Source organism: Aeromonas sp. R6-2, from assembly GCF_040908155.1.
GTDB classification, from domain to species: Bacteria; Pseudomonadota; Gammaproteobacteria; order Enterobacterales; family Aeromonadaceae; genus Aeromonas; species Aeromonas schubertii.
The window spans coordinates 145,402-167,452 of record NZ_JBFODE010000063.1 but is presented as its reverse complement, the minus strand read 5'-3'; the positions used below and the strand labels follow the sequence as shown (position 1 = coordinate 167,452).

Here is a 22,051-nt window from a genome sequence, read left to right as displayed (position 1 = left end):
GCGGGGAGGCCAAGCCTCCCCGCTCTCGGGGTTACTGCGAAGGGAGTGGCGCTGCGCTTCGCTCCAGCTCCTGGGACAACGCCTCCTCAGTCTCACCCGGCGCAACCGGTGCGGCCTCTGTGGTCGGCGCCACGGCAGCCGGCGCGGGTTCGTTTGATGCCACGGCAGGAGCAGTGACCGGCGCCACAGGGGCGCAGTCACACTCGGCTGCGGCATCACGCTTGCCCTTCGGCTTCTGCTGCGGGCCATACCAGCTGGTCAACCCTTTCTGCAGTTGCTGCGCAGCCTCACCGGGGCTCTCCTTGCCCAGCAACACGGCCTGGCTCAGCTCGGCAAGCTGATCACCCAACTTGGGCGTCCCCCGCGAAAGGATCTGGGTCGCCACCCGAATGGTGGAGTCGCACTGGTCACGCCACTCCATCATGGCCTTGGCCGCCGGGTTACTCACCTCAAAGAAGTGATTGGAGAGGGAGAAGAAGCCAGGCAGGGCGTTGGTGTAGAGCTCCGCAAACTCTGGCGTGGTGAGCCACTGCAGGAACTGCATTGCCTCTTCCTTGTTCTTGCTGGCCGCATTCATCCCCATGCCGATGTCCGTGTGATCGGTGAAGAAGCAGCTATCCCCACTCTTGGCGACCGGCGGCCGTAGCACCCCGAAGTCCACCTTGCCGGTGAAGGGCGCAATCTCCCAGGAGCCGGCCACATACATGGCGGCCTTGCCCGAGGTAAAGAGCTGGTTGCTGGTCCCATAGTCGCGGCTCTGCGCCCCCTCACCCAGATAGGGTCGCCAGCGTGCCAGCTCCTCAAACACCTGCACGAAGGGACGGGCATCCATCCGCTCACTGCCATTGATGAGAGCCAGGCGCCCATCCTCCCCCTTCCAGTAGTTGGGACCTATGTTCTGGAAACCAAGTTCGGACGCCACCCAGCTCTCGCTACCACTCATGGCGAGTGGCAGGTAGCGACCATCGGCCTTCACCTTGTCGAGGGCAGCAAAGAAGGCATCCCGGGTCTGGGGAGGCTCGATGCCGAGCTCCTTGAAGATACCCTTGTTATAGAAGAAGCCGTGAATAACCGACGCCATGGGCACGCAGAAGGTCTGGGCACCGGAATCGGTCTGCCAGGGCGATTGGGCAAAACTCGGGAAGTTTTCCATCCCGGCCATTTCGGTCACCTCGGCCAGGTGGCCGGCCTTGAACAGCGCAAGGGAATCGTCGAAGGGACGACAGGTGATGAGATCTCCTGCCTTGCCTCCCTTGAGATTGTCGAGCAGGGTCGGCATGTAATTGACGTTTTGCACCGGATGGAAACGCACCTTGATCCCGGGATGGCTCGCCTCGAAGGTGGGAATGATCTTCTGCTCCCACAGGGCCTGGTCATCGGTACGCCAGCTCTCAATCACCAACTCACTGGCTACCAGCGGGGCCGCACACAGGAGCCCAAGCAGCCCTAACCATTTATTCGACATAGGGCCTCCTAGACCTTGAAGTGAGCGATCAGTTGTTGCTGTTGCGAGGCGAGATCGGCCAGCACCTCGCTGCTGTCTGCCGATTGACGGGCCTCACGCTCGGTGTCAAACGCCACCTCTGCAATCCCCGAGATGTGGCGGGCGACCCCCTGGCTGACGGAGATCTGCTCGGTGGCGGCATGCGCCACCTGATCGGCCAGCTCCTTGATAGTACTCATGCGCCCGGCGATGGCCTGGAGCGCCTCATCGAGTTCACGGGTCTGGGCCACACAACCCCGGGTCTGATCCTGGCTGCGCCCCATCACCTCCACCACATGGCGGCTGGATGCCTGCAGGTTCTCGATCATCGCCTGGATCTCTTCGGTACTGGTTTGAGTCCTATTTGCCAGCGCACGCACCTCGTCGGCCACCACGGCAAAGCCGCGGCCCGCATCACCAGCCCGCGCCGCCTCGATGGCGGCATTCAGCGCCAGCAGATTGGTCTGCTCGGCGATAGCACGGATCACGTCGAGTATGCTGCCAATGTTGTCGCTGAACTCGCCCAGCTTGTGGGTGATGCCAACCGCCTCCTCCATGGCCTGCTCCAGGGATTCGGTGATGCGCCGGGTATCGGCCACCTTGCGTCTCCCCGCCTGGGTCTCGTCGTTGGCCAGGGCAACCTCATGCTTGGTGTTGTCTGTGGTACGAGCCACCTCGCTGGCACTCACCTCCAGCTCGGTGATGGCGGCTGCCACCTGATCGGTCTGGCTCTTCTGCTCCTGCACCCGGGCCATGGCGCGCTCGCTGATCTCGGCGGCGCGAGAGGCCTCATCCACCAGATGGCGGGAACCGGCGTTGATCTGGGAGAGCAGATCGCCGGTCTTGCTGGCCAGCATGTCGATGGAGCGGGAGAGGGCACCAAATTCGCATCCACTCTGATAGTTGATACGGCGAGTCATGTCACCGGCGGCCATGGCGTCGAGCTCGCGATTGATCATCTGCAGCGGCCGCTGGATGCTGCGCGCCGTGGTATAGCCGATCACCAGCGCAACCAGCGCCGAGACGGCGGCCACTGTGATGATCCAGAAGCTGGCACTGCTGACCGCACCGTCGGCACTGCTACGACTGCTGGAAGCCAGCTGACCGGCGCTGGCGCTGAATTCGTCGAGCAGGTTCAACACCTGTGCCATGGAGGCATCGAGGCGTCCATTGAGATCGGCGAGAGAGGCGTCGAGTTGTTGCTGATTACGCATGCTGGCAAGCAGACCCTGGGGGCCGAGCGCCAGCTCCTCGAGCTTGCCGAGGTTGGCCAGATAGCGCGCCTTAACATCATCGGCGACGGCAACCCGCTCGAGACGTTTACGAGCCATCTCGATGTCGGTGGTGAGCACCTTCTCCAGCTTGGCCAGATCGGTTTGCCGGTCGGCACGCCGAATATTCTTCAGGTCCCGGGCGATCCCCGAGGTGATGAGCTCAGCCTTGTTACGCATGGAGCGCTGGCTGGAAGCCTGTTGCAACAGCAGATCGGCGGCCCACTGATAGGTATCTTCCAGACGGATGAAGCCCTTGTTGAGCTCCGCCAGACGATCCTGCGCCTCGACCGCGCGACGATGCTGCTCGAGCACCTGGCCGGCGAGGGAGAAGAACTGGTTGGCACCCTGCTCGATCTGACCGAAACGACCGCCATCATCGTGTCGTTGCAGCGCCTCGCGGCTCTTGTCGAAGCGCTGACGCTGCTCCTCATAGCGGCTGGCCAGGGCACTCAGTGCTCCCGCCTCCTCACTGGTGCGATACTCCAGCACCCAGCGGTTGGCATCCTGCAGATTGCCCTTGATGGTGGCGGCGGCCACCAGCAGGGGAGTAGAGCGCTCGGTCACGTCCGTCAGGCCCGCGTTGATACCGCGAATCTTCAGGGCACTGACGGTGCCGAGCAGGATCAGCAAGAGGAGCATCAACACGAAACCGGCAATGATCCTTTGCACAATGGAGAGACTCATGGAGCTGTCCTCAATATGGGGGGATGTGTTCAACATAGTGCTTATCGACCACCCACAGGGAAACTGGAGCCAGGAACGCTCTTATTCCATTGATGTAGAACACATTTTCGGGGTGATTAGGTAACGAAGTGTAAGAAGTTGGCTCCTGTCGAGAAAACAGGAGCCAATGAGGACCTAGCGATGTGCTGGATAGTGTTTGGCAACCCAGGCTTCAAAATCGGCGAACATGGCCGCCTCCGACTCACTGTTATCGGCGATCGGTTCATTGCCATGGACGACCCGGATCACGGCGTTGAGGGGCGCCCCCTCCCCCGGTGCCGAACGACCTGCAGCGGCGGCCATACAGGCCTGGGCCTCCTGCCACGCCTGCGCCACCGTCTGATTGCACGCGTCGGCCAAGTAACGGGCATTGAACCCCTCTCCGGTGAGGCTCTGCAGGGTCTCGTCATGGCTCTTGCCGTTACCGGGCGCCCAGTAATGAGCGGCCAGATCCGGCCCGATCTTCGGGTTATCGGTCAGATAGCCGTCGCGACGCAGGAAGAAGGCGCGGGTCTGCTCGACCGCCATCTGCGCCAGCAGGTAGCCGTGATAGGCGCAGGCCGACTCCTGGTTAAGCAGGTGCGGGATCGCCAACAGGGGACGCGGACTCTCGACCCCCAGGATGCGCAGCTCCCACTCCCGAGCCAGGGCAATCACCCGCTCACCGGTCAGAGCCTCCTCCTCCAGACGGTAGAGATCCCACTCGAAATAGGCCACCAGGGCGATCTGACGCTCGTTGAAGGCGCGCATCGGCTGGCTGGTCTCGATGAGACGGTGGATCAAGGAATCCGGAATCGCCTCCCCGGCGGCACTGCGGGCATAACGCTTGAGCCAGTCGGCATCTCCCAGCAGGCTGTCGCAGAACATGGACTGGGTCTCGGCATAGGCCATGGAGGTGGGCGGGAACTCCTGAGAGAAGCAAGGAGAGTTGCCGGTCACGTTGGCAAAGTGCGCCGCGTGCCCGCCTTCGTGGAACAGGGTGTTGAGGCCACTCCAGCCGCTACCCACCTGGTTCGGCTGGGCCAGGCTGGTGAAATTGACCGTGGCAGGAACCCAGGTATCTCCCTGCCAGTGGCTCGGAACCGGGCCGTGGCAGAAGCCATTCTCAAACTTGCCGCTGCGCTCGAGCAGATCCAGGGTCAGGGTCGCATCGCGGAACTGGATGCCGAGACGGCGGAAGCTCTCGACCCAGTCACGCAGGGCACGAGAGAAGGGCACATAGGCGTCGAGCTCCCGGATCACATCCCCTCTGGAGAAGTAACGCAGGTTATGGGGCAGCAGCGCGGCCTCCCCCTTGCTGTGCCTGAGCTCGGAAAGACTGGCAAAGCAGCGCTCGTCGGTGCGCGCGATAAAGTCGTCGAGCACGGCAAAGAGCTGCTCCGGGCTCATCTGCTCGTTCTTGTGCACCTTGTAGTCGAAGTAGTTGCGATAGCCCATGGCCCGGGCGAAGCGGTTACGCAGCCGCACTATGTCGAGAAAACCGTGGTCGACCACCCACAACTCCAGGCTGCGAAACAGGGTCAGGGCACTCTGGCGCGACGCCTCGCTTGAGCTGGTCCCAATCAGGGTGGAAGCGGTCGGCAAAGAGCCCGGCAGAGTCTCCCCCTGCTCGCCCACCAGGGTCAGAGCCAGCTCGCGGCGGGCGGCAAACAGTTGCGACTCCTCGACCACTAGCTCGTCCATCAGACGGGCGGCCTCCTCGTCCTCAATCACATTGCACTCGAAGAAGGCGAGCCAGCCCTTGAGGCCGGCCAGCAGTAGCGGGTCGTCACCCGCCTGCTCGATGGCCGCCCTCAGCTCGGGTAGCCGCACCGGGTTGGCGCAAAACCCCTTGTAGGCCTGTTCGGCCGCGGTGAAACCGGCGTGATCGTCGCTGGTGCCCATGTAGGTGGACCAGAAGAGCTCCTCCTTTCGTCTGTGCACGGCAAGGTAATCACGGTTCAACTGGTCAAAATAACTCCTGGCAGACATCAATTCCCTCTTTATATCTGTTGTTGTGAACCCTTGACCCGAGATGTGATCCTGCTCCCATCCCCGATTGGACACATGGTCGGACCATCATCAAGACTTAGACTCAATAGAGCAACAATCATCCAATAAGCTCGTCGACGGTTCTGCAGAAACCCAGTCAAGGAGGATCTATGTTAAGGCTCGGGAATATTGCCGTCAGCCACAAATTGTGGCTGATGCTGGCGCTGGCCCTGTTCGGCTTTCTGGCCATGCTGGCCATTTCGGCCAGCAGCCTGCACGACAACCTGCTGGCAGAGCGCCAGGCCCGGCTCTCCGCCGTACTCGACCTGGCTCGAACCCGCATCGCCCACCTGGCCGCCACCCAACCCAGGGAGATCGCCCAGCGCGAGGCCAGGGCCATGATCGACAACATGCGCTTCGACGGGAATAACTACCTCTTCGTCATCGACGAGCAGCGCCATATGCTGGTCCACCCCCTCAAGCCTGAGCTGGTAGGCCAGCAGATGGGCAGCGGCAGTGCGGCCACCCAAGGTGATCACTGGAATCAGATGGTGACCCTGGCACAGGGGGGCGGCTCCGGCACCCTGGAGTATCCCTGGCCCTCTCCCAACGGTGAATCCCTGCTCAAGATGAGCCGGGTCACCGGCTTCCCCGAATGGGGGTGGATCCTGGGATCCGGCATTCTGATCCACGACATCCAGTCCACTCTGTGGCATGAGTTCCTGCGCATGGGGGGGGCCGCACTGATCATCGCCCTCTTGATGGGATTACTCGGCCACGGCATCAGCCGCTCCATCGTCAATCCGCTGGCCGCCATCAACCAGGCCATGGCCCGGGTCGCCCGGGGTGATCTGGTGGTGACGGTACCGGTGCAGGGAAGCGACGAGCTGGGGCAACTGGCCACCTGCACCAATCAGAGCCTCTGCGCCATTCGTGGCGCCCTGCAAGAAGCCAGCCAGGGGGCCAGAGAGGTGGCGGATGCCGCCTTGCGGATCGCCTCCTCTGCCGAGCAGACCAGCCAGGCCGTCACCAACCAGCGCGATCAACTCTCGCAACTGGCCACTGCCATGAACGAGATGAGCGCCACCATCGCCGATGTGGCGGGTCATGCCGAGAACACGGCCCAGGACACCAAGGAAGCCACCGACGAGGCCGGTCTGGGTAACCGGGATGTGAGCGCCAGCGTCAGCGGCATCCAGAGCCTGGCTCGGGAGGTAGAGCAAGCCACTACCCAGGTCAACCAGCTCAAGGAGGGGGTAATGCAGATAAGCGAGGTCACCGCCGTCATCAGCGCCATCTCGGAGCAGACCAACCTGCTGGCGCTCAACGCCGCCATCGAGGCGGCCAGGGCCGGTGAGCAGGGGCGTGGCTTTGCGGTGGTGGCCGATGAGGTACGCCAGCTGGCCGGCCGCACTCGCCACTCGACCGAGGAGATACAGAGCACCATCAGCGAGTTACAACAACGGGCGCTGAGCGCCGCCCAGGCGATGGAGGCCAGTCGGACCCTGGCAGAGAGCAGCGTCACCCAGTCGGAAAAGGCAGGGGGAGATCTGGACCTCATCGTTCATCACATTCGTCATGTCAACGACATGGCGACCCAGATAGCGACGGCGGCCGAAGAGCAGAGCGCCGTGGCCGAGGAGATGAACCGCAACGTCCTCGGCATCAATGACTCGGCCCAGGAGATGGCCCAATCGGCCAGCTACCTGGCGCAAGAGAGCGAATTGCTGGCCGACCTCTCGCGTAATCTGGATCAACGCCTCTCGGACTTCCGGCTGCACGAGGATCAACCCGCCGCCCCTTCACACCACTAGGGCCAGGGGATAGAAAAAAGCCGTCACAGGGTGACGGCTTTGCTGTTTCAGGCTCCGAGTGCCAGCCCGACAGAGAGCAGCAGGCTGTAGAGGAACGAGCCCATGGCCGTACGCTTGAGGGCGCCGGTCAGCACCTCACCATCCCGGGTTTGAGAGAGGGTGCGCGCCGCATCGGTCAGTGGCTTGAGTGCCGGCAGGAAGATCCAGGGCCAGGCTCCGCCGCCATGGATCAACAAGAAGATCAGCGTCAGCAGCACGGCCCCTCCCAGCAGCACCCAGTGGTAGGCGATCGCCTTGTCACGGCCGAGGCGCACCGCCAGGGTAATCTTGCCGCTCGCCGCATCGCTCTCTATGTCCCGCACGTTGTTGATGTTGAGGACGGCGGTGGCGAGCAGACCGCAGGCAGCCGCCGGCAGCAGCAGCTCCCAATTCAGACTGTGGGTAAAGAGGTAGAAGGAGCCGAGCACCCCGAGCAGACCGAAGAAGAGGAAGACAGAGATATCTCCCAACCCACGGTAGCCGTAGGGGGTCTTACCCACCGTATAGGTGATGGCGGCAATGATGGCGAAGCCACCCAACGCAACAAACAGCAGCACATCAAGCCAGTTATGGCCAAAGGCGGTGATGAGCAGCCCCAGCCCGCTCGCTACCGAGCCCAGCGCCACCAGCGCCATGGCCCGCACCATCTCGCCCCGGGTAATAAGGCCCGAGACCACGGCCCGCTGCGGACCGATTCGATCCCCGTTGTCGGCACCCGACACGGCATCCCCGTAGTCGTTCGCCAGGTTGGAGAGGATCTGCAGCAGGATGGCCGTCAACAGGGCCAGCCCCATGATGGCCCCGTCGAAACTGCCACGGCTGGCCGCCAGGCCACTGCCCAGCAGGATCGAAGAACAGGCCAGGGGAAGGGTTCGCAGACGAGCTGCCATCACCCAGGCATTGATTTTTTTACGCATATTCGATGGCCAAACGACCGGTTCTTGATCCCGTCGATGTTCAGGGAGAGACCCCTTGCCTATACTGGGCACGCTCAGGATTAGATGTCCGGACAATTTACATGGAAGAATGGGCAGTTAATATATATGAATTGTCCGCCTTTTGGCACAAAGTAGGCCCTCGAATCGCTATCCATGTTGGCACCCACTCATCTCATGCAACAGCTGGACGCCTTGCGTCATGAGGCAACCTGCGGTTTCGTGCGGTTGCGCGTGCCGGCTCGCGTAGACTCTTTTCTCGGCTGGCTCTCGTCCCAGCCCCTCTATCCCCGCATCTATTGGCACGCCCGTGGTGACGATCGACCCGAGTACGCCACTTTGGGATGCATTAGAGAGATCCGGGATCCGGCCAGGCTGGACGCCCTCTGTCATCAGACGTCCCTCTCCAGTGCCGACTCTCCTCGTTACTTCGGTGGACTCGCCTTCGATCCCGACGGGGAGGGCTGGCCCGGCTTCGGCCCCTGCCGCCTGATCCTGCCGCGCATCGAGCTGGTACGCCGCGGGGAGGAGGTGAGCCTCTGCCTCAACCTGCTGCTCGACGAGGGGGAGCGGGAGCAGGAGATCGCCCGCGCCGAGCAGGCGCTGCAGGCACTCTGCCCGGAGCATCCCCTGACGCCGATGCAAGGCCAGGGCTACCTGCGGCACGACACCCCGGACTTTGCCACCTGGCACAACCTGGTAGAGCGGGTCACCGCCCCCGACTTTCAGGCCCACACCCCCAAGGTCGTGCTCTCCCGCGCCAGCCGGCTCGAGACTGCTCACGCCGTCGATCCCTGGCAGATGCTGGAGTCCTGGCGAGCCAGGGCACAGGGCTGCTTCCACTTCGGCTTTCAGTTTGAAAAGGAGCAGGCCTTTATCTCCTGCTCACCGGAGCGCCTCTATCGCCGTGAGGGGCATCATCTCTTCACCGAGGCCCTCGCCGGCACCATACGACGCAGCGGTGACGAGGCCATCGACGCGGCTCTCGCCCACGAGCTGCTCAGTGACAACAAGAACCAGCTGGAGAACCGGCTGGTTCACGCCGATATCCTGAGCCGCCTCGCCCCCCTGGCAGAGCAGACCAGCCTCACCGAGCCGCGCATCCTCAAGCTGCGCCTGCTGCAACACCTCAAGTGCGATATCGAGGCCGAGCTGCACCCCGGGGTGGAGGATTGGCAACTGCTGGCGGCCCTGCACCCGACCCCGGCTGTGGGCGGCGCCCCCCGCGAGGCGGCCATCGACTTCATCCGCCGCCACGAGCCCTATCGCCGTGGCTGGTACGCCGGCGCCTGTGGCATGCTCAGTCGCGACACCAGCGAATTCTCGGTGGCCATCCGAAGCGCCCTGCTCGACGCCAATGCCGTCACCCTGTTTGCCGGAGCCGGTATCGTCGCCGGCTCCGAGCCCTCGGCCGAGTGGGCCGAGCTGGACAACAAGATAGACAATGTCCTCTCCCTGCTGGCGCAGGACTAACCCGGAAATCATCATGTTCGATCCCTGTCACGCCACCTTTAACCATGTCTGGGCCGCCCTGCTGCTGGAGGAGCTCTACCGCCTCGGCGTCCGTGACGTGGCCCTGGCACCGGGTTCTCGCAGCGCCCCCCTGACCATGGTGGCCGCCACCCACCCGGGGCTGCGAACCCACCTCCACTTCGACGAGCGGGGGCTGGGTTTCTTTGCCCTCGGGTTGGCCAAGGGGAGCGCACGCCCGGTTGCCATCATCACCACCTCGGGCACCGCCGTGGCCAATCTCTGGCCCGCCGTGGCCGAGGCCCAGCTGACCGGGGTGCCACTGGTGATCCTCTCGGCAGATCGGCCGGCCGAGCTCATCGACAACGGCGCCAACCAGGCGATCGATCAGCAGGGGATCTTCGCCCGCTACCCCGTCTATCAGCTCAACCTGCCGAGCCCGACGCCCACCATAGCTCCCGCCTTCGTGCTGAGTGCCGTGGATCAGGCCATCGCCATCCAGCGGCAAACTCCGGGGGTCGTGCACTTCAACTGCATGTACCCCGAGCCCCTCTATCCGGATGGCGCATATGGGAACTATGGCGACTACCTGGCCCCCCTCGGTGACTGGCTGAACGGCGATGCGCCCTGGAGCCCCTGGCAGGCCCCGCTGCACAGGGTCGATATCCAGCCTGACTGGGAACACTTCGCCGGCAAACGAGGGCTCATCATCGCCGGCCGTATCGAGGATCCTGCCGAGGCGACTGCCGTGGCCGAGCTGGCCGAGCGGCTCGGCTGGCCTCTCATCGCGGATCTTCAGAGCCAGCTGCGCTTTCACCCCCACAGCCTGCTGCACACGGATCTCGCCCTGCACGATCCTCGCTTTCGCGAGGCGCTGGGACGGGCCGAGGTGCTGCTCCAGTTTGGTGCCCGCCTCATCTCCAAGCGCCTGGGTCACTTCGTGCGCGACCAGGCCTGGCAAGATTACTGGCTAATCGATCCCAAGCCCGCTCGCCTCGACCCCGACTACCGGCTGCGTCGCCGTCTGCACTGTACCCCCTGCGCATTTGTCGCCAGCCATCCGGTGACCACCCCAGCCCGGCGCTGGGACACCCTGAGCGAGCCCCTGGCGCGCACTGCCGCCCTGATCGATGCGGCCAGCCATCGCTTCTCCGAGCTCGGGGTGTGTCATCGCCTCAATGCCATGGTCGAGGGGCAACTCTTCGTCGGCAACAGCATGCCAGCCCGTTTGATGGACATGCTGGGCACCCCGGGCCAGGGCCCAACCAGGGTGATGACCAATCGCGGAGCCTCCGGCATCGATGGCCTCATCGCTACCGCCTGCGGCTTCGCCGAGAGCTTCGATGGACCGACCACCCTGCTGATCGGGGATCTCAGCGCCTTGCACGATCTCAATAGCCTGGCCCTGCTCACCAAGCGCCCTCACCCTTTCGTGGTGATCCTGCTCAACAACGACGGGGGCAGCATCTTCAACATGCTGCCGGTCCCCACCGAGGCGGGTCTGCGCGACACTTACTATCGCCTGCCCCACGGGCTCGACTTTGCCCACGCCGCCGCCATGTTTGGCCTTGGCTATCATGCTCCCGAGACCCTGGCCAGCTTCGAGCAGTTGTATCGTGAGGCGCTGCGTGGCGGCGTCACCCTGCTGGAAATCAGGGTGCCGAGCGACGAGGTGAGCGAGGATCTCAAGACTCTGGGGAGCCGGCTGCGTGGCTGAGGTGAGCACGGTTCTGCTGCACGGCCTGCTGGGCAGCGGTGACGACTGGTCGGTCGTCACCGCCGCACTCCCCGGCCCGCTACTTCCCCTCGACCTGCCGGGGCACGGTGCCAACAGAGGGGTGCGCGTCGCCGGTTTCGCCGAGTTCGACGACTGGCTTTGCCAACAGTTACGCCAAGCCGGTGTCGAGCGCTACCGGCTGGTCGGCTACTCCCTCGGAGGACGCCTCGCCCTCTATCACGCCAGCCAGGAGCCGAGCGGGCTCGAGGCCCTCTGGCTCGAAAACTGCCATCCCGGGCTCGAGCTGGTGCGGCGCCCTGACCGCCTGGCCCGCGACGAGGCCTGGGCCAGACGCTTTGAGGAAGAATCCCTGACCCGCGTGCTGGACGACTGGTATCGCCAGGGGGTGTTCGCCGATCTGGACGAGACGGCGCGCACCGCCCAAATAGCCCGGCGCCGCCATAACGACGGCGTCGCCATCGCCGCCATGCTGCGGGCCACCTCTCTCGGCCAGCAGCCGGATCTGCGTCCCTGGCTGTCGACCACCCGTCTGCCGGTCACCTACCTCTCGGGGCGGCGGGATCACAAATTCCATACCCTGGCTTGCCAGCTGGCAGGGCCGGGCTCCACAATCGACCATCGGACTCTGGAGGGCGGGCACAACCTGCACGCCACCCTGCCCGAATCTTACGCCCGCGAGCTGGCTCGCTGGGCTTCACCACCAGAAGAGAAGAGCCATGATTGAAGGTCTGACCGAAGCGCAACTCTATGCCCCCGTCGAGTGGCAGGACTGCTCCAGCGGTTATGAGGACATCCTCTACCACAAGTCCAGCGAGGGGATCGCCAGGATCACCATCAACCGTCCCCAGGTACGCAACGCATTTCGCCCGCTGACGGTGAAGGAGATGATTCAGGCCCTGAGCGACGCACGCTACGACGACCAGGTGGGCGCCATCATCCTCACCGGCTTCGGCGACAAGGCCTTCTGTGCCGGCGGTGACCAGAAGATCCGCGGTGACTACGGTGGCTACCGTGACGACACCGGCGTGCACCACCTCAACGTGCTCGACTTCCAGCGCGACATCCGTACCTGCCCGAAACCCGTGGTGGCCATGGTCGCCGGCTACGCCGTAGGCGGCGGTCATGTGCTGCACATGATGTGCGATCTCACCATCGCCGCCGAGAACGCCATGTTTGGCCAGACCGGCCCCAAGGTGGGCTCCTTCGATGGTGGCTGGGGTGCCTCTTACATGGCACGCATCGTCGGCCAGAAGAAGGCCCGGGAGATCTGGTTCCTGTGCCGCCTCTACGACGCGGCCCAGGCTCTCGATATGGGGCTGGTCAACACGGTCGTGCCCCTACCCGAGCTGGAGCGTGAGACGGTACGCTGGTGCCGCGAGATGCTGCAACACAGCCCCATGGCACTGCGCTGCCTGAAGGCGGCCCTCAATGCCGATTGCGACGGTCAGGCCGGCCTGCAGGAGCTGGCGGGCAACGCCACCATGATGTTCTACATGACCGACGAGGGTCAGGAGGGACGCAACGCCTTCAATGAGAAGCGCCGCCCCGATTTTTCCAAGTTCAAACGGAACCCGTGATCATGCTGGCCCTGTATCGCTACCGCCTCGCCTTTACCCAACCCCTGACGTTCCATGGCCGGGTCGAGACGGCACGTCAGGGCCTATTGGTGCGCATCGGCAATGGCTGGGGGGAGATTGCCCCCCTGCCCGGCTTCTCCCGTGAGACCCTGGATGAAGCGCAAGAGCAGGCCCTGGCCTGCCTCAAGGGAGTGGCTCGGGGTGAGATGGTGACCGCCACCCTCCCCTCGGTGCAGTTCGGTCTCGACTGTGCACGCCGCAGCTGGCCCGATGCCGGGCAACCCCTGCCCGAGCCCTATCCGCTGATCCAGGGCTCCCCCCAGGAACTGCTCAAGCATTGGAAGGAGTGGCTACACAAGACACCGGCCAAGGCCAAGCTCAAGGTGGCTCGTTACCCCATGCGCGACGAGCTGGCCCTTATCCACTTGCTGCTCGATCGCCGCCCGGATCTCAAACTGATCCTCGATGCCAACCAGGGGTGGAGCCGGGAGGAGGCCTGGGCCTTCTGCCAACATCTCGACCCCGCGCGCATCGAATATCTGGAAGACCCCTGCGGTGATTTCGACGATATCCGCTTCGTTGCCGCCCGCACCAACATGCCGATCGCCCTCGACGAGCTGCTGGCCCAGGGCAAGCCGTGGGAACCCATCCCTCAACTGCGTGCCCTGGTGCTCAAACCCACTCTGCTAGGATCCCTCTGCCGCTGCGAGGCGCTGGTCAGCCGGGCCAGTGAACTGCGTCTCAAGGTGATCGTCTCCTCCTGCTTCGAATCGGGCCTGGGCCTCGGCCAACTGGCCCGCCTCGGGCAGCAGTGGGCCCCGCAGCAGGCTCCCGGCCTCGATACCCGACGCTGGCTGGCCGAGGATCTGCTGGCCGCTGACGGAACCCTGGACCTCACTCGCCTGACCCAGGTCTGGCAACATGACTGAGTGTTGCCCGGTACGGCGCTGGGCTCAGGAGTGCCCGGCGCAGCCGGCCATCCTGGGCCCCGAGCCTCTCGACTATCGACACCTAGATCGCCGTCTCAATGCCCTGTGTGCCCGGCTTGACGCTCAGGGCATGCATCGTGGCATGCGCCTCGCCGCACCGGTGCGAGGCAATCTGGAGGACGTTCTGCTGGCCTGGGCCTGCGTGCGTCTCGGCCTGATCTTCTGCCCTCTCAATCCCGCCTTCCCCCCACTCCGCCAGCAGGCGTTGGCCGAGCGACTGCGCGTCGACGGGGTCTGGGGAATCGACGCGATGGGCCCATGGCGTAAGCTTCGGCTCGACGTCGAAAGCGAGCGGGAGGAGAGCGGCGACTGGCCCCTCGACCCCGAGCAGCCGAACAACCTGATCCTCACCTCGGGCTCCAGCGGCGAACCCAAGGCGGTGCTGCACCGTCTCGCCAACCATCTCGCCTCGGCCCGGGGGGCGAGCCGGCTTCTCCCCCTCGATCACGACTGCGGCTGGCTGCTCTCCCTGCCTCTGTTCCACGTGGGGGGCTACGCCATCCTGTTTCGGGTCTTCCTGGCCGGCGCCACCCTGGTGCTGCACGATCGCAACCGTCCGCTCAAGACTCGCCTGGAGTGTGAGCCCATCACCCACCTCTCTCTGGTGCCGACCCAGCTATGGCGACTGCTGGCGGAGGGGTTCGATCCCGCCAAGACCCGGCTGCGCGAGCTGCTGCTGGGGGGAGCAGCCATCCCCGCGCCATTGGTGGCACGCCTCACGGCTCTGGGGCTCACCCCCAGGGTGAGTTACGGCCTCTCCGAGATGGCGAGCCAGGTCTGCACCGCGACCCCCACCCTGCCGGGTCGGGTGGGCTTCCCCCTGCCGGATCGGGAGGTCAAGATCGAGGAGGGGGAGATCTGCGTGCGCGGGGAGACCCTGTTTATGGGCTATGACACGCCCGATGGGATCGATCCTGCACGTGATGACGAAGGGTGGTTCCATACCCGTGACCGGGGCGACCTGATCGACAGCGGCGAACTGGTGGTGGAGGGGCGACTCGACAATCTCTTCATCTCGGGAGGAGAGAACATCCAGCCCGAGACCATAGAGCAGCGTCTGGTGGATCACCCTGCGGTAGCCCAGGCGCTGGTCGTGCCGGTGCCAAGCGAGGAGTGGGGGGAGCGCCCCGTCTGCTTTATCGAGTGGCGAGACGCCCCCGCCCCCCAGGCCGAACTGGAAGAGTGGATCCGCGGCCAACTGCCCGGCTTTATGGTGCCGGACCACTGGCTCCCCTGGCCTGACGGCGGAGGAGAGCTCAAGCCCAGGCGCAATGAATGGCGGCTAAACGCCCTCGACGTCCTACGACACAAACTGTCATAACATGCCCGTATAAGGGCACCCCGATCACACTGTGGGTGCCAATTTATCCCTTTTCGCTTCTCTCACTCCTCTCGACAGCCCATAACACTTACTATTCCGGGTCATGTCGCTCACTTTACGAGCGAATATCTGTCTATTTAGGTTGAGAGAATAATCACTACAGAGTGAAAGATTGTAACCAATTGAAAAACAAAGTCTTTATAGAATAACCAACATTTGAACAACCTAATTACGATGGTAAAATGTGCGCCTTGGTAGGAAAAAGAGTCACTGATGATTAACACCTTCTACAAAATTGCGGAGGATATTCTGTTTTTCCCCGCAGTATTCAGGTTGGCCAAGGGAGAGCGAGAGGTAAAACTCAGTAACAAAGAGACTGAGCTTCTGGAGATCCTGTGTAATGAAGCGGGCGCTGTCGTCCCGAGAAACCAGCTGCAAGAGGCCTTGTGGCCCAATCAGGAGAGCACGGACACCAATCTGAACCGGCAGATCCTCTCCCTGCGCCGCAAATTTGAGGCCTTCGGGGTGATGGATGCTATCGATACCATCCCTCGCGTGGGATACCTGTTTACCGCCGCCGTCGAACCCGGTTACAGAGAAGAAGAGACACCTCAGGAAGATCCGGCGGCACCTGTAGTCTATCGTCGCCGCAAGAGCGATCGCCTCTTCTCTCGCAAGCGGATCCTCATGGCGTCGCTACTCTTGCTCACCCTGTTGCTGGTCGCCTATTCCGCCTATCGGGTCGCCACCGCCAACAGCCTGAAGTCGATCGATATCAGCAACGTCTCGCTCTACATGACTCGCTATGCAGAGCAGACCCATGGCACCTCGATCGATCTCCTGGCCAGGCAGCTGGGCCAGGGCACAGGCAAGAGGGCCTCGATCCTGATCGGGCAAGAGGCCATCTCCTATGTCACTTTCGATCCCCAAGGCAGGCTTCGCAACGAGAATGTCTTCTTGCTGCGCGACGGCAGTAAGATAGATAGCGAGTTACGCTGTGTTCTCGATACCATGGCGGCGGCAAGTGATGCGGTCAGCGCCGATTACACGGCACTCACCACCACCACCCTGCGTTTTCATCAGGAGTGCCGGGCGGGTGATGAATGGGTGGAGATCAGCCAGCGCAGCCATCTGCTCAAGGGAGGCAAGGGACGTGAGATCATCGTCGCAGCCCTCAGCGCGGTGGATAGTCAGGGTCGCCGCCTCTTCACGGTCGATACCGTGGGCGATGTGGATAAGATCGATGAAGACTTTGTGGTGGAGATCAGCAACACCACCCTCGGCAATATCAATCATGAGGTACTGCTGAGCAGCCCGCTGGTCGCCACCATGATGGCCGCCTTTCGTTCGCCCAAGCAGAAGGCACACTACATCTTGTTGCCTGACGGCCTCTACTTCTCCAGCTACCTGGGAGGGGTGCTCACCTGGAGCAGCCAGGAGAGCCTGAAGGGACCTGAACCTCACTCATAGGCGACGACAAAGTTCGCCACTGCGCCGTAACTGCCCGGTGTAATGGTGCGGTTGATGATGGCATCCGGGTGTCCCTCTACCCTGGCCGAGAAAAGCAGCTCGTTCTCGCTCCCTCCCGAGAGGGTGTAACCATGGGTCGGCTGACCCAACTCTATCTTTCCCTGTCTGTCGTCATAGAGACGCAAACCGGCCCCGGCCGCACTGCCCTGGGTAAACCCGAGCGCACCGCTCATCACCCCGTCCTCCTTACCGCTGAAGGTGACCCTGGCAGCCTTGAAGATACCGGGTTTGCAGTTATCGAGCCGAATGGTAAAGGGGATATAGGCGCCACCACCGTTGGCATACAGCTCTCGCACATCGACCACTCCCATATCCACCGTCTGATCGAGCGAGTCGGGCGCTATGGTACAGGGCTGATCGATGATTCTGCCGTGCAGCCTCACCTCGTTACCCAGCAACTCCAGATCATCGCTCCTGCCACTCATCGCCATCACGGCAACAGGCAACAACACCAACCCTATCCAGAAAATACGCATGCGGGCCCCCTACTGAAATGCGGCCACTATGGTGGCGGTTGCATAGAAGTCACCGGCAGCCACGGCCCCATTGCCAACCGGGGCGGCGATAAAGCCCCAGTCACCGATGTTGCCTTGCATGGAGACAGGGTAAAACTGGTTGATATTCAGAGGAGAACCGTCGAGTTGACGAAATTTTATCCCCAGATTGTCGATGACGCTGGCGCTCTGGTAGCCATCCTTGGTGGTACGCAGGTAATCCTGATTGAACGAGGCGCCACGCCCCGAGATCCCCAGGTTGATCTTCATGCTGACGCTGCTGTCAAAAGCGCCCCCTTCACAGCGAAAGCTCAGGGGCACAGTACGCTCGTAGTTATTGCCATCGAGCCCGGTACCCGGCATGTCACCGAACTCGACCTCAATCGTCTGGCCACCGTTGATGATGCACTTCTCCGGTACGTAGAGGATGGCGGAGGTGATGGTGATCCGTGACATGGGCACGTTGTTGAAGTCACTCACCGTATTCCCCAGGCGGCCAAACATCTCTACCACCTGGCGGTCGGAGATCTGTACCCCGTTGATGATGGGCTTGCGCACCCGGAAGGTCACCATGCCCTTGCTGCCGCTCTCAAAATTATTGATCCGGGTCGAGCCCCCCTGACGACAGCTGTACTGACTACTGAGGTTACTCACGTTCTCAAAGGGAGCTCCAACGTACTGATTGCGCTTTCCCGCGATCCAGATCTCCACCTTCATATCGAGAAAGTCGTTAAGCTGGACGAAGCCTCCACCCACTGGAGGCAGGCCACTGCTCATGATGGCCTTGTAGTAGACGGGGGATTGGGGGATCGATTGCTGCGGGCAGGTTACAGTACCAGCATATTTGCCCTTTAGATCCCACTCTAAAGGTGGTTTGGTCTCATACCCCGCCTGGTTCTGGATATTGGTCTTGTCGAGATCGATGTAATAGTCGTGGGTCGAATCGGGCACCACATAGCCGTTGGCCAGCGCCTTGCCAGCCAACAGCAATCCGGCCATCAAGAGAGAGTGACGCATAGGGTTTACTCGCTCTTCATCGCGCGGCAGACACTGGCTGCACACTGGTAGGTGACATCCATATAGCCGCCGTAATCATTCACATAGCTGATGATAAAGCGGCTGCCGAGCGGTTCGGGGCTCTGCACGTCGAGTGTCGACTTGGGCTCAACCATAAAGGCGGAGAAGCTCTTGATGGGGCGCTTCCCCTTCCCTTCAGGGTGAGCCAGGCTCACGTAGGTGATGTAATAAGGGGTCGGGTTCTCCACCTTGAGGCCACTGCCCTGTTTGGTGATCACCACCTGATCCTGCCACACGGCATTACGCTCTGGAACGATGGCCTCGGGGCGATAGAAGAGCTTGATCTTCGACTGAACGGCGATCTGCAGCACGTTGCTCTTGTCGCTCTTGGGAGGGATTTCGCGCAGATTGAAGTAGTAGATGGACTCGCGATCCTTGGGCAGCTTCTCCACATCGGGCACGCTGGCGATGCGCACGATCGACTTCTGGTTGGCGTCGACCCGCTGCACCGGTGGCAAAACCACGAACGGAGAGGTGATCTTCTGGCCCCGGGTATCCTCAATCCAGGCCTGGGCCAGATAGGGGAGCTTCTGATTCTCGTTCTTGATGTTGAGGCTGATCGACTTGGCTCCGCCCGGATAGATGGCCCGGGTGCGATCCAGCACGATGGCTGCCGAGGCATCCAGTGCGGTAGAGGAGAGCGCCATAACACAGGTGAAGGTGAGTAACTTTTTCATCGGTATCCCATTACTGACAGGTGATTGTCTTCGTCGACAGGTCGGTCACATCGTGTGGCGCCACAAACTTGCACTGGCGGGCACCACTCCAGGAGAGCACAAAGGATTCATCGGGCTTGACGCCGGTCAGGTAAACCAGCCCCTCTTCGTCGACCACGGCCGCCATCTTGCCACTCTCCTTGAGTACGGTGGCACCAAAGGGAGGAACGTTACCATCGCTCAGTCGCAGGGTGGCCAGCAGCTTGAAGCCCTGGGCAATCTCAAACGCGCTGTAGCCGATGGCCCCCTCGGTCAGGGTCCCCTGCCTGATGGCGTTGACGGCGTCGATGTCGTCTCTTAGTGAATCCACATCGACCCGGGTGTCACTCTTGCGATAGTCGGTCACATCCCCCAGCACCGCCACACCAAAGGCGTTGGTGACGCTACGACCATTGTTGAAGGAGACACCGCTCACCTCACCGGTATCGACCATCATACGGGTGCCACCACGACGGGTAGCCTGGTGCAGTGCCGCGCCGTGTTCGGTCACGGTGAGGCCACCGCGCAGACTGCCACCGATCGAGGTGTACTCGCTCTGTACGCTGTAGGCATTGAGGCTCAGGGCACTCAGGGCGCCGTCATGGTTGTAGTAGCCTCGCACCACCCCGTGGCCATTGCTCTGTACTCCGGCCCCCAGCTGATAGGTGTCATTGGGACGGCTGTAATCCTGATAGGTCGCCAGATGGGTGACATTGCCATTGGAGGATTGCACGCTATAGCCTGCGTTCTTGCGATCCCCGATAGGCACGCTGAAGGTCAGGGTCACACTCTTGTCATCCTCATAGTTCTCATTCTTGGTCTTGTAGGCCGAGACATAGAGAGAGATATCCTTGAAGTCACCCAGATCGAAGGTCTTGTTGATGGTCAGCCCGTAGCGATCTTCTGCATCGTGGCTCCAGTAAGTCCTGTGGGTGTAGTCAAGGTAGGCGGTCAGGGCCTTGGCCGGCTCGTCGGCCCAGAAGGTCTTGTTGGCCGTGATGGTGTAGAGCTCCTTGTCACCCCAGGTGTTGTAGTCATCGCTATCCACCAGACTCTGGTTGTTCTCGAGCCGCTCCTTGTTGTTGAGGAACTGGGACATGGTCATGAAATTGTGCTGGGAGAAGCGATAGCCGGCGAAGGTGATGGCACTGTCATACTCGTCGAACTGCTTGGCATAGTTCAGGCGAAACGACTGGCCAATCTTGGTCGAGAGACCGGGCAGCTTGGCGATAGACTGGCTGATATCGGCCGAAACGGCCCCCAGGGCATAGAGATCGCGGCCGATACCCAGGCCCCACAAGTTATATTCGCCACCGATCAGGGTTCCTCCGTAGAGAGACCAGGAGTTGGCCACCCCCCAGGAGAAGTCTCCGGTCACGAAGGCAGGCCCATCCACCTTGTGCACGTCGTCGCTCGATTCGGAAGGTGCGCCAACTGCCAGGTTATAGCGCACATAACCCGGGCGGGTCAGATAGGGAATGGTCGCGGTATCCACCTGAAAGGTGCTGACGCTGCCATCTTGCTCCTCGACGCGCACGTCGAGACGGCCCCGGGTCGAGCTGTCGAGATCCTGAATGCGAAACGGACCGGCCGGCACATTGGTCTCATAGATGATGCGGCCAGACTGGGAGATGGTGACCTTGGCGTTGGTCTTGGCGATACCGCTCACCTCGGGGGCATACCCCTGCAGGCTGGGAGGCAGCATCCGCTCGTCATTGGCCAGGCTGATCCCGGTGTAGCGGAAACCATCGATGATCTGGGAGTTGAGCTGTTGCTCACCCAGAGTCAGCTTGGCGGCCATTGAGGGCAGGGGGCGGAAGGCATAGATACGGTTCAACTCGTTTTTGCTGCGGCTGTCGCTGCCCCAGTAGGAGGCGAGTTGATAATCCCCGCGCAGGCGCCATGCCCCATGGTTGAACCCCAGGGTGCCATAACTACTGACGCTGCCGTTGGACGTATCGCGCCCCTCGGTGGCCTGCACGTTGAGGTTGTAATCCAGCATCATGCCGGTCACCCCGTGCTCCCACTGCTCCGGAGGAATCCAGTTGGGGTCGCTGTACTTGAGCCAGGCCTGGGGCATGGCAATCCTCAGCACCCCTTCCCCAATCCGGTTGGAGATGACGACCCCGTCCAGCGCCAACAGATCGGCACACTCACCGTCATGCCAACGGCCCACCCTGGTCCGGGCATCATCGGTCAGCGCCATCTTCTCGACCGCTTCGGGAGAGATGCAGGCGACACCTCCACTACCGGCACCTTCCCGTTCGTAGAAAGGTACCTTCTGCAGGGGCAACTTATTCTTGTTGATCTCGATTTCGAGGTAGTAATCCCCCGGCAAGATATACCCGTCCTGGGCAAACTGGGAGAGATCTATCTTGGTCCGTTCATCAAGATCGAGCGCATCAATATTAAACTCAGTCTCGGCACATACGTTCTTTGCCAATAACAACAGCGCAGCCACCCCGATCAAAAGTGCCGCTTTAATTCGCTGGTGCTCAGTGACAAAACTTAATATTGAATGACTCATACATCACTCTAAACACATAATAAGACTCACATTTCGTGGTATCTACACAAGCCGGAAGGCTTACAAATATCGAACTTCGAGCAGGGCCGTATCGCCTTCGAATGTCTCATCGAGGTGAACCTCGAGCCGACGCTCATGCTGGGACGTTCTCGGAGATTCGGAGATATTCCCCCCCCGCGGGTCTCTGCGCTGCAACTTGACCATAAAAGGGAAAACACCACCGGCATTCTGATCGATGCGGCAGCCACTCACCCCCAGAACCAGATCAGACGGGTTGACCTGCTCCAGGATCAGGGCACAGGCGGGTTCTGTCACAGTACCGCTCAACTCCTCGGCCGCCAGAGGCAAGGCCAGCAGACCAAGCAGCGTGACAAGAGTCATCTTCATGGCGCAA

General features: G+C 62.1%; 17 protein-coding genes. 8 read left to right on the top strand and 9 right to left on the bottom strand.

Annotation, left to right across the window (positions count from 1 at the left end; all coding sequences use genetic code 11):
- Positions 1-31: 31 nt before the first annotated feature.
- The 3 genes from AB5Y48_RS17295 to AB5Y48_RS17285 all read right to left on the bottom strand — a co-directional run bounded on the left by AB5Y48_RS17295 (position 32) and on the right by AB5Y48_RS17285 (position 5,451).
- The gene (locus AB5Y48_RS17295; RefSeq protein WP_050667856.1) at positions 32-1,465 is read right to left on the bottom strand and encodes an ABC transporter substrate-binding protein; all 1,434 of its coding nucleotides are present in this window, start codon (positions 1,463-1,465) and stop codon (positions 32-34) included.
- 8 nt (positions 1,466-1,473) lie between these two features.
- On the bottom strand, positions 1,474-3,441 hold the full coding sequence (locus AB5Y48_RS17290; protein ID WP_050667855.1) for a methyl-accepting chemotaxis protein: 1,968 nt from the start codon (positions 3,439-3,441) through the stop codon (positions 1,474-1,476).
- Positions 3,442-3,615: 174 nt separating this feature from the next.
- Positions 3,616-5,451, bottom strand: coding sequence for a M3 family metallopeptidase (locus AB5Y48_RS17285; RefSeq protein ID WP_368165268.1), 1,836 nt, complete (start codon positions 5,449-5,451; stop codon positions 3,616-3,618).
- 170 nt (positions 5,452-5,621) lie between these two features.
- Here AB5Y48_RS17285 and AB5Y48_RS17280 point away from each other — a divergent pair, with 170 nt between their 5' ends.
- Positions 5,622-7,265 (top strand): methyl-accepting chemotaxis protein, encoded by a 1,644-nt coding sequence (locus AB5Y48_RS17280; RefSeq protein WP_368165266.1) that lies wholly within the window; start codon positions 5,622-5,624, stop codon positions 7,263-7,265.
- Positions 7,266-7,312: 47 nt separating this feature from the next.
- On the opposite strand, the gene AB5Y48_RS17275 is transcribed toward AB5Y48_RS17280, so the two are convergent.
- Positions 7,313-8,221, bottom strand: coding sequence for a 1,4-dihydroxy-2-naphthoate polyprenyltransferase (locus AB5Y48_RS17275; protein WP_136612761.1), 909 nt, complete (start codon positions 8,219-8,221; stop codon positions 7,313-7,315).
- A 174-nt stretch (positions 8,222-8,395) separates the two neighbouring features.
- Between AB5Y48_RS17275 and AB5Y48_RS17270 the strand changes: the two genes are divergently transcribed.
- The 7 genes from AB5Y48_RS17270 (at position 8,396) to AB5Y48_RS17240 (ending at position 16,804) form a co-directional block, all read left to right on the top strand.
- Positions 8,396-9,712 carry an isochorismate synthase MenF gene (locus AB5Y48_RS17270; protein ID WP_368165264.1) on the top strand — a complete coding sequence of 439 codons (1,317 nt, stop codon included), beginning with the start codon at positions 8,396-8,398 and terminating at the stop codon, positions 9,710-9,712.
- 13 nt (positions 9,713-9,725) lie between these two features.
- Positions 9,726-11,426, top strand: coding sequence for a 2-succinyl-5-enolpyruvyl-6-hydroxy-3-cyclohexene-1-carboxylic-acid synthase (menD, locus tag AB5Y48_RS17265; RefSeq protein ID WP_368165262.1), 1,701 nt, complete (start codon positions 9,726-9,728; stop codon positions 11,424-11,426).
- Positions 11,419-12,171 carry a 2-succinyl-6-hydroxy-2,4-cyclohexadiene-1-carboxylate synthase gene (menH, locus tag AB5Y48_RS17260; protein ID WP_050667849.1) on the top strand — a complete coding sequence of 251 codons (753 nt, stop codon included), beginning with the start codon at positions 11,419-11,421 and terminating at the stop codon, positions 12,169-12,171. The genes menD and menH overlap by 8 nt, the downstream gene beginning before the upstream one ends.
- Complete coding sequence (gene menB, locus AB5Y48_RS17255) at positions 12,164-13,024, top strand: 1,4-dihydroxy-2-naphthoyl-CoA synthase (protein ID WP_050667848.1); 861 nt, start codon at positions 12,164-12,166, stop codon at positions 13,022-13,024. The genes menH and menB overlap by 8 nt, the downstream gene beginning before the upstream one ends.
- Positions 13,024-13,953 carry an o-succinylbenzoate synthase gene (gene menC, locus AB5Y48_RS17250; protein WP_368165273.1) on the top strand — a complete coding sequence of 310 codons (930 nt, stop codon included), beginning with the start codon at positions 13,024-13,026 and terminating at the stop codon, positions 13,951-13,953. Before menB ends, menC begins: the two co-directional genes overlap by 1 nt.
- Complete coding sequence (gene menE, locus AB5Y48_RS17245) at positions 13,946-15,334, top strand: o-succinylbenzoate--CoA ligase (protein ID WP_368165260.1); 1,389 nt, start codon at positions 13,946-13,948, stop codon at positions 15,332-15,334. The genes menC and menE overlap by 8 nt, the downstream gene beginning before the upstream one ends.
- Positions 15,335-15,607: 273 nt before the next feature.
- Positions 15,608-16,804, top strand: coding sequence for a winged helix-turn-helix domain-containing protein (locus AB5Y48_RS17240; RefSeq protein WP_082178054.1), 1,197 nt, complete (start codon positions 15,608-15,610; stop codon positions 16,802-16,804).
- Here the strand turns inward: AB5Y48_RS17240 and AB5Y48_RS17235 are convergent.
- From AB5Y48_RS17235 to AB5Y48_RS17215, 5 genes are read right to left on the bottom strand one after another with little or no spacing between them, the layout of a single operon-like run.
- Entirely contained in the window at positions 16,795-17,340 is a 546-nt protein-coding gene (locus tag AB5Y48_RS17235) for a fimbrial protein (protein ID WP_224161695.1), read from the bottom strand. The two genes, AB5Y48_RS17240 and AB5Y48_RS17235, sit on opposite strands and share 10 nt — an antisense overlap.
- 9 nt (positions 17,341-17,349) lie before the next feature.
- Positions 17,350-18,375, bottom strand: coding sequence for a fimbrial protein (locus AB5Y48_RS17230; protein WP_224160725.1), 1,026 nt, complete (start codon positions 18,373-18,375; stop codon positions 17,350-17,352).
- A 5-nt stretch (positions 18,376-18,380) separates the two neighbouring features.
- Positions 18,381-19,112, bottom strand: a complete 732-nt coding sequence (locus AB5Y48_RS17225; RefSeq protein ID WP_050667844.1) for a molecular chaperone — start codon at positions 19,110-19,112, stop codon at positions 18,381-18,383.
- A gap of 10 nt (positions 19,113-19,122) precedes the next feature.
- On the bottom strand, positions 19,123-21,657 hold the full coding sequence (locus tag AB5Y48_RS17220) for a fimbria/pilus outer membrane usher protein (RefSeq protein ID WP_368165258.1): 2,535 nt from the start codon (positions 21,655-21,657) through the stop codon (positions 19,123-19,125).
- Between the two features lie 60 nt (positions 21,658-21,717).
- Entirely contained in the window at positions 21,718-22,044 is a 327-nt protein-coding gene (locus tag AB5Y48_RS17215) for a hypothetical protein (protein ID WP_368165257.1), read from the bottom strand.
- Positions 22,045-22,051: the final 7 nt, after the last annotated feature.

Excerpts from the sequence above, each read along its gene's own strand:
- AB5Y48_RS17295 (WP_050667856.1), bottom strand. The coding sequence starts at position 1,465 with ATGTCGAATAAATGGTTAGGGCTGCTTGGGCTCCTGTGTGCGGCCCCG.
- AB5Y48_RS17290 (WP_050667855.1), bottom strand. The coding sequence starts at position 3,441 with ATGAGTCTCTCCATTGTGCAAAGGATCATTGCCGGTTTCGTGTTGATG.
- AB5Y48_RS17285 (WP_368165268.1), bottom strand. The coding sequence starts at position 5,451 with ATGTCTGCCAGGAGTTATTTTGACCAGTTGAACCGTGATTACCTTGCC.
- AB5Y48_RS17280 (WP_368165266.1), top strand. The coding sequence starts at position 5,622 with ATGTTAAGGCTCGGGAATATTGCCGTCAGCCACAAATTGTGGCTGATG.
- AB5Y48_RS17275 (WP_136612761.1), bottom strand. The coding sequence starts at position 8,221 with ATGCGTAAAAAAATCAATGCCTGGGTGATGGCAGCTCGTCTGCGAACC.
- AB5Y48_RS17270 (WP_368165264.1), top strand. The coding sequence starts at position 8,396 with ATGTTGGCACCCACTCATCTCATGCAACAGCTGGACGCCTTGCGTCAT.
- menD (WP_368165262.1), top strand. The coding sequence starts at position 9,726 with ATGTTCGATCCCTGTCACGCCACCTTTAACCATGTCTGGGCCGCCCTG.
- menB (WP_050667848.1), top strand. The coding sequence starts at position 12,164 with ATGATTGAAGGTCTGACCGAAGCGCAACTCTATGCCCCCGTCGAGTGG.
- menE (WP_368165260.1), top strand. The coding sequence starts at position 13,946 with ATGACTGAGTGTTGCCCGGTACGGCGCTGGGCTCAGGAGTGCCCGGCG.
- AB5Y48_RS17240 (WP_082178054.1), top strand. The coding sequence starts at position 15,608 with ATGATTAACACCTTCTACAAAATTGCGGAGGATATTCTGTTTTTCCCC.
- AB5Y48_RS17235 (WP_224161695.1), bottom strand. The coding sequence starts at position 17,340 with ATGCGTATTTTCTGGATAGGGTTGGTGTTGTTGCCTGTTGCCGTGATG.
- AB5Y48_RS17230 (WP_224160725.1), bottom strand. The coding sequence starts at position 18,375 with ATGCGTCACTCTCTCTTGATGGCCGGATTGCTGTTGGCTGGCAAGGCG.
- AB5Y48_RS17225 (WP_050667844.1), bottom strand. The coding sequence starts at position 19,112 with ATGAAAAAGTTACTCACCTTCACCTGTGTTATGGCGCTCTCCTCTACC.
- AB5Y48_RS17220 (WP_368165258.1), bottom strand. The coding sequence starts at position 21,657 with ATGAGTCATTCAATATTAAGTTTTGTCACTGAGCACCAGCGAATTAAA.
- AB5Y48_RS17215 (WP_368165257.1), bottom strand. The coding sequence starts at position 22,044 with ATGAAGATGACTCTTGTCACGCTGCTTGGTCTGCTGGCCTTGCCTCTG.